The 14,456-nt window shown below is 43.1% G+C and carries 11 protein-coding genes and 2 tRNA genes; 9 read left to right on the top strand and 4 right to left on the bottom strand.

Annotated features, from left to right (window positions below; all coding sequences use genetic code 11):
• Positions 1-21 precede the first annotated feature (21 nt).
• From I6E61_RS07980 to modB, 3 genes are read left to right on the top strand one after another with little or no spacing between them, the layout of a single operon-like run.
• The gene (locus tag I6E61_RS07980; RefSeq protein WP_197132800.1) at positions 22-513 is read left to right on the top strand and encodes a molybdenum cofactor biosynthesis protein MoaE; all 492 of its coding nucleotides are present in this window, start codon (positions 22-24) and stop codon (positions 511-513) included.
• The gene (modA, locus tag I6E61_RS07975; RefSeq protein WP_197132797.1) at positions 506-1,339 is read left to right on the top strand and encodes a molybdate ABC transporter substrate-binding protein; all 834 of its coding nucleotides are present in this window, start codon (positions 506-508) and stop codon (positions 1,337-1,339) included. The genes I6E61_RS07980 and modA overlap by 8 nt, the downstream gene beginning before the upstream one ends.
• A gap of 54 nt (positions 1,340-1,393) precedes the next feature.
• Positions 1,394-2,095, top strand: a complete 702-nt coding sequence (gene modB / locus I6E61_RS07970; protein ID WP_197132794.1) for a molybdate ABC transporter permease subunit — start codon at positions 1,394-1,396, stop codon at positions 2,093-2,095.
• Between the two features lie 95 nt (positions 2,096-2,190).
• On the opposite strand, the gene I6E61_RS07965 is transcribed toward modB, so the two are convergent.
• The 4 genes from I6E61_RS07965 to I6E61_RS07950 form a co-directional block, all read right to left on the bottom strand.
• Positions 2,191-3,192 carry a D-cysteine desulfhydrase family protein gene (locus tag I6E61_RS07965; RefSeq protein WP_197132781.1) on the bottom strand — a complete coding sequence of 334 codons (1,002 nt, stop codon included), beginning with the start codon at positions 3,190-3,192 and terminating at the stop codon, positions 2,191-2,193.
• A gap of 159 nt (positions 3,193-3,351) precedes the next feature.
• Complete coding sequence (locus tag I6E61_RS07960) at positions 3,352-4,164, bottom strand: DUF5020 family protein (protein WP_320158579.1); 813 nt, start codon at positions 4,162-4,164, stop codon at positions 3,352-3,354.
• Between the two features lie 676 nt (positions 4,165-4,840).
• Positions 4,841-4,917 (bottom strand) — tRNA-Asp (locus tag I6E61_RS07955).
• Positions 4,918-4,970: 53 nt separating this feature from the next.
• Positions 4,971-5,046 (bottom strand) — tRNA-Val (locus tag I6E61_RS07950).
• A gap of 294 nt (positions 5,047-5,340) precedes the next feature.
• Between I6E61_RS07950 and I6E61_RS07945 the strand changes: the two genes are divergently transcribed.
• The 6 genes from I6E61_RS07945 (at position 5,341) to I6E61_RS07920 (ending at position 14,410) form a co-directional block, all read left to right on the top strand.
• Positions 5,341-6,978: a cardiolipin synthase gene (locus tag I6E61_RS07945; RefSeq protein WP_265091288.1), complete on the top strand. Its 1,638-nt coding sequence runs from the start codon at positions 5,341-5,343 to the stop codon at positions 6,976-6,978.
• A gap of 104 nt (positions 6,979-7,082) precedes the next feature.
• The gene (locus tag I6E61_RS07940) at positions 7,083-8,630 is read left to right on the top strand and encodes a tetratricopeptide repeat protein (RefSeq protein WP_197132779.1); all 1,548 of its coding nucleotides are present in this window, start codon (positions 7,083-7,085) and stop codon (positions 8,628-8,630) included.
• Positions 8,631-8,773: 143 nt separating this feature from the next.
• On the top strand, positions 8,774-10,366 hold the full coding sequence (locus I6E61_RS07935; protein ID WP_197132776.1) for a 3-deoxy-D-manno-octulosonic acid transferase: 1,593 nt from the start codon (positions 8,774-8,776) through the stop codon (positions 10,364-10,366).
• Positions 10,363-11,097 carry a 16S rRNA (uracil(1498)-N(3))-methyltransferase gene (locus I6E61_RS07930; RefSeq protein ID WP_197132773.1) on the top strand — a complete coding sequence of 245 codons (735 nt, stop codon included), beginning with the start codon at positions 10,363-10,365 and terminating at the stop codon, positions 11,095-11,097. The genes I6E61_RS07935 and I6E61_RS07930 overlap by 4 nt, the downstream gene beginning before the upstream one ends.
• Before the next feature lie 381 nt (positions 11,098-11,478).
• Complete coding sequence (locus I6E61_RS07925) at positions 11,479-12,588, top strand: extracellular solute-binding protein (protein WP_197132770.1); 1,110 nt, start codon at positions 11,479-11,481, stop codon at positions 12,586-12,588.
• Positions 12,589-12,715: 127 nt separating this feature from the next.
• Positions 12,716-14,410, top strand: a complete 1,695-nt coding sequence (locus I6E61_RS07920; RefSeq protein WP_197132767.1) for an iron ABC transporter permease — start codon at positions 12,716-12,718, stop codon at positions 14,408-14,410.
• Positions 14,411-14,456: the final 46 nt, after the last annotated feature.

Genomic DNA, 14,456 nt, shown 5'->3' with positions numbered 1-14,456 from the left:
TAGAATAAACAGAGAAAATACATGACAGATAATGTTCATAGCCATTCGATGACGATCAAGCGTAGTGTTGATGAAGTATATGCAGTCGCTGAGCGTGATGGTTTTGCTTTATTAGATGTAGCGATTGATGAGGACAGACTCAAAAAAACGCTCGATGACGATAGCTGCGGCGCATTTGTCTGCTTTGAAGGTCGAGTACGCAATCATAATAATGCCACTAGCGTTGATCGTTTGACTTATTATGGTTATGAGGATTTGGCGATCAATCAAGGCCGCGCCATTATAGAAGAAGCCAAAAAGCGTTTTGAGATTACTCATGCTGTTGCGATACATCGTATCGGTGCTCTAGAAGTGGGCGATGTGGCCATATGGGTGGGCGTTGTTTCTGCCCATCGTTACCCCGCTTTTGATGCATGCCGCTGGATACTAGACACGGTAAAGGCGGATATTCCTGTATGGAAGCAAGAGTATTACGAGGATAGCTCTTCTAAATGGCTGAGCAATAATGGGTAAGTTAGCGTTATCAGCATCTACTGGGTTGCTAGTATTATTGAGCGCTTGTACGCAAGAGAGTAGTGCTGATATAGAGTCTGCTGCCAACTCATCTGAGTCTTCCCAAACATTACGTATCGCTGCTGCTGCCAATTTGTCTGATGTACTACCGAGTATTATCGATGCGTATCAAGCAGATAGAAACTTAGCTGAATCTGATATCGAGGTGACATATAGCTCATCAGGTAAGCTATATGCCCAAATAATTGCTGGTGCGCCTTATGATGTCTTCTTATCTGCGAATCAAGCATTTCCTGCCAGGCTTGCGGAAGAGAATGAGGGTAGTGATTCAAAAGATATAACATACGCTCCGTTTACTTATGCGCAAGGGCAGTTGGCGCTATATAGTGTGACTAAATCATTAAGTGAGCTCAATATAGAATCACTGGCTGATGTCTTGACGAATGATGCAACTGTTAAAATCACCATCGCCAATCCTGAGCTTGCTCCTTATGGCGCATCGGCTAAAGCATTTTTAGAGTCAAAAAACATCTATGAGCCTTTAAGTAAGCAAAAACGGATCATACAGGCAGAAAATATCAGCCAAGCCTTTCAATATGCACATACCGCTAGTGTCGATTATGGTTTTGTTGCGCAGTCACAACTCATCGCGATTAAGGCCAAGCCTAAGCAGTTTATGACGTTAAAACCAGACGCTTATCCTGCTATTTTGCAAGATGGTATCGTAGTCAGTGACTCAGACATGGCTGTAGATTTTACTGACTATTTACGCTCAACAGCAGGGCAGCAGTATTTTTCACAAGCTGGCTATCTGCCTGTACAGTAATCCAATACAATACCACTTTTATCTTTATTACCAGTAGGGACGAGCAGTGACATTATGATAGATGAGTCGCTTATGTCAGATATGCTAAGTCCATTGTGGGTGAGTATTAAGCTTGCGGGTGTCACGACCTTCTGCTTATTATTGTTTGCTACGCCCGTAGCCTATTGGCTTGCAAAACCTAGCAATAATAAATATATAGCACGATTTAAAGTCTTGCTTATAGGCATTATCGCCATGCCACTCGTTTTACCGCCTACCGTTATAGGGTTCTACCTTTTATTATTGCTTAGTCCTAATATGAGTATTGGCCTGTGGCTTAGTGAGCATAATATCAGCCCATTGATATTTACCTTCGAAGGGCTGGTGATTGGCTCTATTATTTACTCGTTACCTTTCTATATCCAACCTGTCTATGCGCAGTTTTTGCGTATTCCGAAAAGCGTGACGGAGGTTGCAAGCTTATTAGAGTCAAGCCGTCTCAGGCGTTTTATAACGGTTGCGTTACCACAGGCACGCATTGGTATTGTGCTAGGTAGCTTGATCAGCTTTGCCCATACTATTGGTGAATTTGGTGTCGTGCTGATGATAGGCGGTAGCATCTCTGGTGAGACTAAGGTGATATCAATTGCGATATATGAGCAAGTCGAAGCGCTTAACTATGAGGCAGCGCACATGATGTCAGGCTTCCTTATTGTCATCGGTGTGCTCATGGTGGTTTTGATTGCTAGTCTGAGCCGAATGAATCAGCGTTCATAACACTTAAACGAACTAGCAAGCCCTTATTTTCTCACTAGTAGAGGCATCGGTCAGTTTGAGGCCACTTATCAGAGTAAAGATACTAGCAATTGCCATTAGAGTTTCTGAGCAAAGTCCAAATCATTTGAATATGCAAATAGAGCGGGTGCGCCGCCTGTATGCCAAAATAAAACACTGTCCGTTTTTTTAATTACGCCTGTGCGAATCATATCTATTAGTCCGCCCATCGCTCTGCCTGTATAGACAGGATCTAACAATATGCCCTCAGTTTGGGCAGTCAAGGCAATCGCTTCGTTTTCTAATGCACCAACTACACCATAACCTTCTCCGACATAGTCAGCGTTTAGTATTAAGTCCGACTCTGAAAACTCATAATCTGCACCGATTAACTTTGCCGTACGATTGGCGAGGGAGAGGGTATATTGATCAAACGGAACTTTGTCCGTTTCACCTTTATCAATATTGATGCCTACTATTTGACAAGGTGAGTTGAACGCTTTTTTACCAAGCATTAAGCCGGCTTGTGTTCCTCCAGAGCTCGAAGCAAAAATGATATGAGTAAAGGATAGATTCATACTTTTGCATTGCGACTCTAGCTCTTTATAGGCTTCTACAAATGCTAAAGCACCTAGCTCATTTGAGCCACCATAAGGCACTACGTAAGGTTTTTTGCCTTGAGTTATTAACTGTTCGACAATGTCAGGAATATCCTCTCCCTTGCGATTGGCGCCTGCCCAGTGGATATGACAACCGAAGATTTTATCCAACAACAAATTGCCGCCGGCTTGTTCAGGCTCTTTGCCACCTAAGACTAAATGGCACCCCAGTCCTAAACTTGCAGCAGCAGCGGCAGTTTGGCGACAATGGTTCGATTGCGCAGCACCCGCAGTGATAATCGTATCAGCACCTTTAGCCAGTGCATCGCCGATAATAAACTCAAGCTTGCGCGTTTTATTACCACCCAATGCGAGTCCAGTATTGTCGTCTCTTTTCATAAAAATGGTGGGCCCATCAAGCTTTTGGCTCAACTTGCTAAGCGCTATTAAAGGTGTTGGGAAAAACCCTAAAGACTCTCTAGCGATGTGACTATATTCCATATTTTATCCATTTTATAATAAAAGAGATGATGGATCAGTTTACTGTAATTCTACGGTGAGCTGTACTAAATTTTCTTGGTTTAAAAATCCTGTCGATGAACAAAAAAGCCTCATGCAATACTTAATATTAGCATGAGGCTTGTTTAAACAATCAGCGGTTTAAAAGTGCAATTTAACCAAAGCACTAGGTGAGTTCTGAGTCTCATCAGTACCGTATTTATTTTTCCAGTAGCTATATTCCATACCGACTTCTAGGCGGTTATCAATGCCCAGAACATCTTGTAAGTTATATTTGATCTGAGGATTGATATGAAGTTGGTCTTTTGTGTCATCGTTGTTAAAGGAGTAGTCCACGAAACCATCGACCACAAAATTATTTTTCTCCCAACCATAGACTAAAGTGATTTGTTGGTCGTCAGCAGTATTGTCATTGAAAGCGTGAAGTAAAGATGCTGATGCGTATTTCATGCCCGAAATAGGCACATTTAAGTCTGCACCAATACCGACCAAATAGTTGTCTTGACTAAAGCCTGAACTGTTCGAGCCAAATTCATACTGTGCTTCTAGATTAACCTGTTTGATAAAACTGTCATCGAAGGTTTGCAACTTAAGCTTAGGAGAGAACTCACCATAAGTCTCTTTAAATTTGTTGTTTTCACTATCACTAGCACCTTGAAGACGATCCACAAAGAAAAACACGCCGCCCCAAGTGTGGGCTGAAACATGTTCTAATGTGATGGTCGTTAATTCACCATCTTCTACCAGCTCGTAGTCGTCACCATAAAGAAGAGATACACTGGTATCGCTAAAGAGCATCTCGGCATGACTGCTGCTCATAGCCCCTAGGGCCATAGTAGCGACCAAAGCGGTAGCTAATGGTTTGATGAAGGATAGATTTTTTTTAACGAGATTTTTATCTTTAATGTTACTGTTGAGCGTTAGGGGTAGGCTTGCAGAGGGATTGTAATGCACAGTGGTACTCCTTTAGATACAGTCATTATCTTAGTAAAATCGGCATGAGTGTCCGGGATGACACTTTGATTTATTACGACATACCCATACTACTAAGAATAAAATAAAGTTAATTTTCAGTAGAAATAGAGAGAAATAAAAACTCTAACTCTAAGTGCTATTTACATTGTAAGAATCTGCTTATTTTACTGTGACTTTTAGCAACATTATTTAACACTTTGAAACAGTTAAGCATTTTTTCTATTCTTTAACAACTATAAATCAATGGGTAATAAACTGTTCGAGAGTCATCTTAGGTGCTTGATGTTTTGTAAGATTATGATTTTATTGAATTAACTGACCATTTGGTCAGTTAAATTTATTTTGTAAGGAAAAATGAGTACAGAGATAGCTGTGCTCTCTGATGAATGACGAAAAAGGTATTGCCTGAGGTGAGAGTGAATGTGACTGATATGAAAGGTAGTGATAAATAGAGGTAGCAATGATGACGGAAGGCTAAGTTTAAAAGGGCTTGGTGAGTGATGGTTAATACATAGACTTATATAGAATGTAATAGATCTTACTTTCTATATTCAATGATAGTGTGTCAGAATTTTCAGACACAAAAAAACCTCAAACAATCTAATGTTTGAGGCGAAACTTGCTTAAACTCGAAAGTTTAAATTCGTTTTAAATATGGCGCAGCGGACGGGACTCGAACCCGCGACCCCCGGCGTGACAGGCCGGTATTCTAACCAACTGAACTACCGCTGCTTAGGTCTCTTTAGCATTTTACCTTTATGAGAAGGTCCACTTCGCTAAAGTAGTGGTGGGTGATGACGGATTCGAACCGCCGACATTCTGCGTGTAAGGCAGACGCTCTACCAACTGAGCTAATCACCCGCGAACAATTGCTATGCAATTTATTCAACATCAAATGAGCTCTTAAGTTTGTCACTAAGCTCCGTTGCTGTGGATGTGTATTATATAGATTTATAGTTGCCTGTCAAACAGTTTTTTAAAATTTTAGTAAACAATTTAAAATACTTTCTGAATATTAGTGTTTATAGGCATGAAAGCCCCGTGTTTACTAAGGTGTTCATAAAAGTACTTATTATAGCTAGCTATTGTTTGATGGCTAAAAACTACTATACTATTGATGATATTTTACGACTCGTGCTTTATTTATTTTAATCGTTGGAGGCTGGCATAGATAATTCCATTGTTGAACAAACTGCTACGACCTGGTCTTGGGGTGATTTTGCAGGATTGGGTTTGGTATTGCACATTGTTCTCATGATAGTCATGACGCTACGTGTCGTATCGGTGCAGCGAAATATAGGTGTATCGATTGCTTGGGTCGCTGTGCTTTATACCGTGCCTGTTTTTGGATTTATCGCTTATATACTACTAGGTGAGCCGATGATTGGGCGGCGCTATCGCAAGCGGGTAGATCAAGCGGGCATATTGATGAGTGACATGGCACAGCGTGAGCGTTTGGTTTTTGATCAAGGACAAGACTTACTGCCAGCCAATTATCGCGGTGTTAGCCAGATAGGCACGCGTTGGACAGGGCTTGGGGTATTTCCTAATCACAAAATGCAGCTATTGACTGATCCCAATACTATTTTTCAGAGCCTGATCGAAGATATCAATGCTGCACAGAGCATTATCCTGATGGAGTTTTACATTGTTTATCCTAAGGGGCAGGTGATAGAGGTAATAGAAGCGTTGTCAGCGGCAGCGCAGCGCGGGGTAGAGTGTCATATATTGGCGGATAGCGTGGGCAGTTTCAGCTTCTTTAATAGTGATGCGCACCAGACATTAGAAAAAGCAGGCGTTTTTGTCCATCAGTCGCTGCCAGTGGGTCTGTTTAAGACACTATTTAAGCGTTCTGATTTGCGCAATCATCGTAAGCTCGTCGCTATTGATGAATATATTGGTTATATCGGTAGCTTTAACTTGGTCGATCCGAGGTTTTTTAAACAAAATAAAAATGTGGGACAGTGGATTGATGTGGCGATACGCACGACCAGCCAACACTCTATTAGTATTACGACAGCCATGGCAATAGTGGTGGCTACGGATATCGGTGCTGAAAATAATGACAATTTACACGCACTTAATAAGCGAGTAAATGGCTATACACGTAAGCTATATGTGATGAACCCAACTATTAACGATCTAAACAGTCGGGTAAAAGTGCTAGGGAGTAGTATCGACTATCATGAACAACCAGATATTGGCTCGACATCCATTGTGATACCGAAGATGCCTATCGTAGAAGGTGTAATTGCTCAGCTTATCCCTTCGGCACCGCAAGTGACGGAGCACGTGATTTATAACACGTTGGTCACGGTGATTCATCGCGCCAATAAACGCATTCGTATCACCACTCCGTATTTTGTACCTGATGAAGCATTGTCAGGCGCATTGACGACAGCTGCTAAGCGAGGGGTGGATGTCACGCTGATTGTGCCCGAAAAAGTCGACTCGTTCCTTGTGCAGCATGCATCACAAGCCTATTATCAAGAGTTGCTGGAAGCGGGTGTAACCATTGCTTTGTTTAAAGGCGGGCTGTTGCATACCAAAACGGTGGTAATCGATGATGATTACTGTCTGTTTGGCACTGTGAATATCGACATGCGCAGCTTTTACTTAAACATGGAGGTCAGCTTGGCCATTTATACACCAGAGATGGTTGCTCAAGTGGCAGATTGCCAAGCGGCTTACCTAGAAAGTTGCCGGTTTTTGAGTTTAGAGGATTGGCAGCAGCGCCGCGGATCAAAGCGGTTGTTTGACAACGTCGTCCGTTTGTTTAGTCCTTTATTGTAGCGTTTTCAATTTTAGGGTAAGGTAAATCGCTGATCTTGTTTTGGTACCATGATGGTTTTATTTTTTCTATTATTAATTTATCCATATAAAGGACGCGCTTGTCTATGTATGCATCATCTGCATCACCCCTAACGCCTTTTGATTATATTGCAGCAGGCTATTGGCAAGATTTCTTAGCCGGACGAGCCATCGCTGGTGGCATTGCTTATGAAACTGAGCTTCGTGATTGCGTTTTGGATGAGTCGCTTGCAAGTTTGCAGCGAATAGATACGTTATTGTCGCAGATACGCCGTGAAATGATTAAAGTCGGTCAATGGGATGAAGCGTCACTTTTGGTCGATGAGCGCTATCGTAATTTTATGATGTTTTTGGCATTTTATGCTGGGCGAGTCTTGGCGCAGCAGTGGCAAAGCACATCGCATTGGTACGGGCAATTTGAGCTACGTAAGCGCTATCCTGAATTGTCACTCATAGCAGATGATTTTTATCAGCATATGGCAGTTATTTATCGTGATGACGTTGGTATTAGTGCCGATGCGTCATTGTTTTTTGCCTTAGAGCCAATTGGGTTACGTTTATTTGGTCATATTGATAGACAGTTTGAAGCGGTACAAGGCGGCCAAGTCGCTAGCGGACTATATCAAGCAGTTAATGCAAGATTGCCAAAACTAAATGATGATCAAGTGGTTAAATCAGGCACACTGGCACCAGTTACTCAAATTACTCCAAGCTACTTAAAGCATGCAGATATAGATACAGATATAAATGCAGGTGCTGACATAGAGAACGTCAAAGCAGTTGATATGCATACACCATTGGAAAAGCAGTGGGTAAATGATACGCCCGCTGCTATACCAGAACCTAAAATACTATCTCAGCCAGACAGTCAAAGTCAGCTTGTACTATCTAAAGAAGAGCCGCCAATAGAACAGGTTAAACCAGTAGAAAGTGCTGCCTCAGAGCAGGCTATCTCTAGTCAACTGTCAAAGCCGTTGTCAAATCAGCCACTAACATCTTCAGCATCGCCTGCGCCGTCTTCAAAAGACTTATCGATGCCAGAAATGTTTACGCAACTGCGCATAGAGTTAGAGAGCCTTGATGTGGTTCAGACATCTGGTCAGATTGAATATCAGCAAGCTAGTAATGTGTTAGAGCAGTTTGAACAACACATTGCCAAGCAAAAAAAACCGCGAGCGCAAATTGTATTTTCAGAGAGTCATTTGGCTGCCAAAAAACGAGCGTTGTTAAAGCTACAAGAGGTGGCAAGAGCTGGGAACACCGCTGCTATGTTAAGATTAGCGATATATGAGTTACTCGATGAAGGTATAGCGGCTGATAAAAGTGCTGCTACAGAATCGGGTACTGCTTGGGTCAAGCAAGCAGCTAGCAAAAACGACAGTCGTGCTCAGCGCCTATTAAGTAAGATGTTTTACCAAGGGCTAGGTGTGGCGCAAGATATTGATAATGGCAAATATTGGCTAGAACAAGCGGCAGAAAATGGCCATATGGAAGCCATAAAAATCGTTGAACAATGGCAGCAAGCACAAGCACTGATAACGACCCAAAAGCAAGAACAGCATAGTATCAAGCGTTATCAGTTATTATTTGCAGCCGTTATAGTGGTCGCGTTACTGATACTAGTCGTTGTTTAAAGCTTTTTCACTAAGTTAGGTATTTAAGTCATGACTTATGTATGCGATAAAAGTTTATTGTTATGCACTAAATTCAGGTAGAATTGGCGCAATTTTTACCGCCACTTTCTACTATTCGATCCATTACTAATCTGGGCTACTTCATGCCATCGTCTCATACCTCATCCGATTGTCCTTTATCCGCGTCTGATTCTGAATCATTGACTAGCCAAACTGTCTATCAGCCGCCATCTTATTACCAGTTTGCCATCAGCTTACTTAAGCCCGCGTATCGACTGCAAGTATGGCGACGCTCACATAAGCGTGACAACTATCAGCAAGAAGTTGAGCAGCGTTTTGGTAAAAACTATCCATCAGTTCCAGTAGTAAATGCAGAGGATGCGAGCCCCGCACCAGTAGATATGCCGAGCACTGATAAAGGTATCATTTGGTGCCATGCAGTCTCATTGGGTGAGACCAATACGGTCGCACCGTTACTCGATATGTTATTGGCTAGTGGTTATCAGATATGGTTAACCAACACCACTCAAACGGGATTTGCCCGTGGTGCGAGTCGTTTCGCCGATGAGATTGCTCAAGGTCGAATGAGCCATAGTTACGTACCTGTCGATAGCCCTGCCGTGATCGAACGTTTTTTAGCTCATGTAAAGCCTGATATCGCACTGTTTGTAGAAACAGAGCTGTGGGCTAATATTTTAACCAAACTGTCCGAACATCGTATTCCTAGCATCTTAGTCAATGGTCGACTGTCTGCGTCATCTTTTACACGTTATCAAAAGATTGGTGCTGTCAGCCGTAGCATGATGAAAAACCTTGCGTTAATTATTGCGCAAGACAATGAATCAGCCAAACGCTTTCGACAATTGGGTGCTGATAGTGCGCAAATTCGTGTGGCAGGCTCGTTGAAATGGGTGATTAATACGCCAAAAAATAATGCCGCTCATAGCACCGCTCACAGCAATATGGCTGTTACTGATGCGAAGACAGTCGATGTAGAAGATGAATATCAGCATATACAACACCAAAAAATTGAGTTGGCAACAGAGTTTGGTGTCGTAGGTCGACCGATTTGGGTGGCAGCAAGTACACATGGTGGTGAAGAAGAAATCGCATTGTCATTGCACAAACAGCTACTATCCAACCCCGCACTCACTGACGCGCTACTCATTATAGTGCCTAGACATCCTGAGCGTTTTGACGAAGTTGCAACGCTCATTCAAAGTACAGAATTAACCATGTCACAGCGTAGTGCAGAGGAATCGATTAGCGCAGATACGCATGTTTATCTGGCTGATAGTATGGGTGAGCTAATGACGTGGTATCAGTTGGCAGATGTGGCATTAGTTGGTGGTTCTTTGGTTGATGTAGGTGGGCATAACCCCGTTGAGCCCGCGAGTGTCGCAACGCCTGTGCTGATGGGGCGCAATACTCAGTCTTGCCAAACGGTGGTTGATAGATTGTCAGAAGTTGGCGCGTTATATCAACCAAGTAATACGTTTTATCGTCCAGTTTCCCTAGATATGGCGAGTACAACCACTTTACCTAAGGCAGGTAAAAATAATGATGTAGCGCTTATTTATCAGCAGTTATTATCTTGGTTGAGTCATCTGGATGTTGCAAAGCAGGCGGGACAAGCAGGTGAGCAATTGACTGTGCAGAAGCAAGCCGTATTGGTGCGTCAATTCACCATGATTGAAGACGTGATTGAGCAATACTCAAATCAAGAGCTGCTATGAACTGTATATTATTGTCCGCTACGAACTTCTCGAACGACTCAGCAGTAATTAATGAGCCATCGCAAATCAGCCATGTCAATAAAGTACTGGGTGCAACAGTCGGCGACACGCTCAAAGTTGGCCAGTTAGAGGGTTATTTAGGTACTGCCATCATAAAAAACATCAGCGCTGATAGCATCCAGTTGTACGATATTCAACTTAATGTTACTCCGCCGCCTAAGTTAGATCTTACGGTCGTATTAGCATTACCACGCCCCAAAGTATTACGACGCTTGATCATGGACATGACCGCATTGGGTGTACGCGATATTGCCCTGATCAACAGCTATCGTACCCAAAAAAGCTATTGGCAAAGTCCAATGCTTGAGCGGCTCGATGAGTTTGTATTAGAAGGACTGCAACAAGGTGTTGATACGATTGCACCTCGTATCAGGTTAGAAAAGCGCTTTAAGCCATTTGTCGAGGATGAGCTGGCAAGTCTAATTACCAATCGTGCTATCGTCGCGCATCCATATAGTGAGCTGTCATTTGCACAGTATTTACTACGGCAAACACCACAGCAATCACTAACGCTTCCAAGCTTGGTTTGTATCGGTGCTGAAGGTGGCTGGATAGATTACGAGATAGAGCTACTTGCCGCACAAGATTGCACAGCCGTAAATATAGGCCCACGCATCTTACGTACCGAAGCCGCTGTGAATGCTATCTTAGGACAGTGGCTGCTACAATAAAATATAGTCAGAGAACGGCTATGACGTTACCTTCCTTAAATATACTAGTTACTTTGCTTAGATGTACCGCTTGTACAATCTTCAGGCGGCTGCCTTATATCCATTTAGACTTCTTTAACTATATCAAAAATACCTGAAAATACGCAAAAGCTCTGTGAGTTATTTGGCCATCAAAGTTGATAAATAGGTATCTCAATAATAATTGCTGATTCATAAAGTTAGCCTATCTTTGAATCAAATAAATGGATTGATAATTACTCTCATTTCGATTAGTATATCGTGTTCATCTGTCGCAGTATTACCCCTCTTAATAGTCAGGGGGTTATTGCCGTTCTGTACCATTGCTGTCTTATCTTTTTTAGCATTATTATGGGGAAAATCATGTCATTAAGTGCCATTAGCGCTAACCTAACTTCTACCAAGCTTATCTTGCCTGTTGCCGTATTTGGCATGATGTTGGGATTGGCAGGCTGTAGTAATTCATCTACGACAGAAGAGACTGGAGAAGCGGGTACTGAAGAACAAGCGGCTAACGATGGTGCTACCGGTACAGATGAGCAAACGATTACTATTTATTCTTCACGTAATGAGCAGTTAATTAAGCCATTGCTAGATCGTTATACCGAACAAACAGGTGTGAAGGTTGAGTTGGTGACGGACAGTACAGGCCCGCTGATGGCACGTTTAAAAGCTGAAGGTCAGAACACGCCAGCCGATATGCTGTTGACAGTGGATGCTGGTAACTTATGGCAAGCGGCAGAGCAAGGCCTGTTGCAGCCAGTATCGTCTACTGTATTAGAAGCCAACGTTCCTGCAAAGTATCGCGATCCAAAAGGTCAGTGGACGGGTCTGTCATTACGCGCCCGTACTATCTTTTATGACCCAAGCAAAGTCAGTGCCGACCAGTTATCTACTTATGCAGATTTAGCCGATCCAAAATGGAAAGGCAAATTATGCCTACGCACCTCTAAGAAGGTATACAACCAATCGCTTGTGGCTAGTATGATGGAACATTTGGGCGAAGACAAAACAGAAGAAATCGTTCGCGGTTGGGTTGATAACTTAGCTACTGACGTGTTCAGTGATGACGTTGCCATGCTAGAAGCCATCGCCGCTGGTCAGTGTGAAGTGGGTGTTGCCAATAGTTACTATTATGGTCGTCTGCTAGATGAAAAACCAGACTTCCCTGTCAGCATATTTTGGGCAAACCAAGACACGACTGGTACGCATGTAAACATCTCAGGCGCTGGTGTGGTAGCTGGATCAGACAATCCAGACGGTACGCTTAAACTAATAGAGTGGTTGTCATCTGATGAGGCGCAAGGTCTGTATGCCAGCTCAGATAAAGAATTCCCAGTCAAAGAAGGTATTGATGAGTCAGATCTGCTCAGATCATGGGGCCCATTCAACAAAGATGACATCAGCGTGCAGAAGTTTGGCGAATTGCAAACCCAAGCCATTCAGTTGATGGACAAAGCAGGTTATAAATAGGCGTCATGACCAATAATACCAATCTTAAAAACGAGAATAAGCTAGCTGGCTAAGTTTGATACGGCTCATCGTGTTTTTGAGGTTGGTATGATGTAAGGTCTTTATGCGTATGACACGGTAATAATTTATGAGCACAATGCCAGGCGCGTCTGTACGTCAGAATGATACAGTCAATGACACGGTAATTAATAATACTATTATTGATAAGCATCAGATTGTCAGCCAAGACCATACCCTCCGTAAACGTATTATCTCAAAATCAGTCTTAGGACTGATTTCGTTGTTTATGCTGGTGCCAATTGTAATCGTACTGCTATCGTGGACCCAGCCTGTCGCGGATATTTGGGGTCACATGACGGAGTATGTACTACCGCAAGTATTGAAAAACACCGCGATTTTATTGCTAATGGTAGTCGTCATTTCTGGGACTATCGGCACCGCTCTTGCTTGGGTGACCAGCATGTACCGCTTCCCTGGGCAGCGGTTTTTTTCGTGGGCGTTGATGTTGCCGCTTGCGATACCTGCCTATGTATTGGCGTTTGTTACCCTCGGTATTGTAGATTTTAGTGGGCCGTTACAGACAGGTCTACGTGATATGGGTATCGGCACTGCAATTCCTTCGGTACGTAATGTCTGGGGTGCAGGTTTGGTATTATCACTAGCATTTTACCCCTACGTTTATCTGTTGGCACGCCAAGCTTTTTTGTCGCAGGGTAGGCGGGCGATAGAGGCGGGACAGATGCTAGGCTTAAGCCGTGGTCGCGTATTTTTTCGTTTGGCATTACCGCAAGCACTACCGTGGATTATTGGTGGTTTATTATTAGCCAGCATGGAGACCCTTGCAGACTTTGGCGCAGTATCTGTTTTCAATGTCGATACGTTTACGACGGCTATTTACAAAGCATGGTTTGGCTTCTTCAGTCTAACGACTGCGGCACAATTGGCGGCATTATTAATCAGCATGATATTTATCGTTGTCTTGTTTGAGCAGTATTGGCAGGCAAAGCGCGGTCAGTCTATCACTCAAGGCAGTAGCCAGCGTTTTGAAGTTAGTAAATCAGCTAAATGGGCCATGACATTACTGTGTACGGTCGTGTTTTCAGTGGCTTTTTTCATACCGTTTCTCCAGCTTATCTATTGGACCGCATTAAACTTCAGGCAAGATTTTGATGCGCGTTATATTGGTTTTGTGACCAATAGCCTTATGATTGCGAGTATGACCACGATTTTCATCGGCTTTTTGGCCATTATTATTGCGTGGATAAAACGTCAATATCCTGACAGGTCAACCAAGCTAATGACCACTTTGGCCAATTTGGGTTATGTGGTGCCAGGTACGGTATTGGCTGTCGGAATCTTCATTCCAATCGCATGGTTAGACAATCAAATGATTGCCTTTGGCATTACGTCACAGCAAGTATTATCAGGCAGTGTTATTGTTATGCTGTTGGCACTATCAACGCGCTTTATGACTGTTAGTTTCCAACCCATCGATCGTCAATTGCAACGGCTGACCGTCAATCAAGAGGCGGCTGCTAAATTACTGAGTGATAGCGCTTATCAACGATGGCGACATGTGATATTGCCAGTGCTCAGTCCTGGTGTACTGACCGCGTTATTGATGGGCTTCGTCGAAGTGATGAAAGAGATGCCGATTACGCTGATGACTAGGCGCCAAGGCTGGGATACATTGGCAGTACGGGTATTTGAGATGACCAGTGAAGGCATGTGGGGACGAGCCGCGTTGCCAAGCTTATTGATAGTGCTGGTTGGTCTGTTGCCTGTCTGGATACTATTGCGTCAAAGCGACAAGCAAAGCTAAACGTGGTGTTGAAATTCACCTCAAATATTATAGTCTTTCGTCGCAA

The sequence above is a fragment of the Psychrobacter sp. NZS113 genome (genome assembly GCF_015864825.1).
Classification (GTDB): Bacteria; Pseudomonadota; Gammaproteobacteria; order Pseudomonadales; family Moraxellaceae; genus Psychrobacter.
The sequence above is the reverse complement of the archived record's forward strand: the minus strand, read 5'-3'. Positions and strand labels throughout refer to the sequence as shown.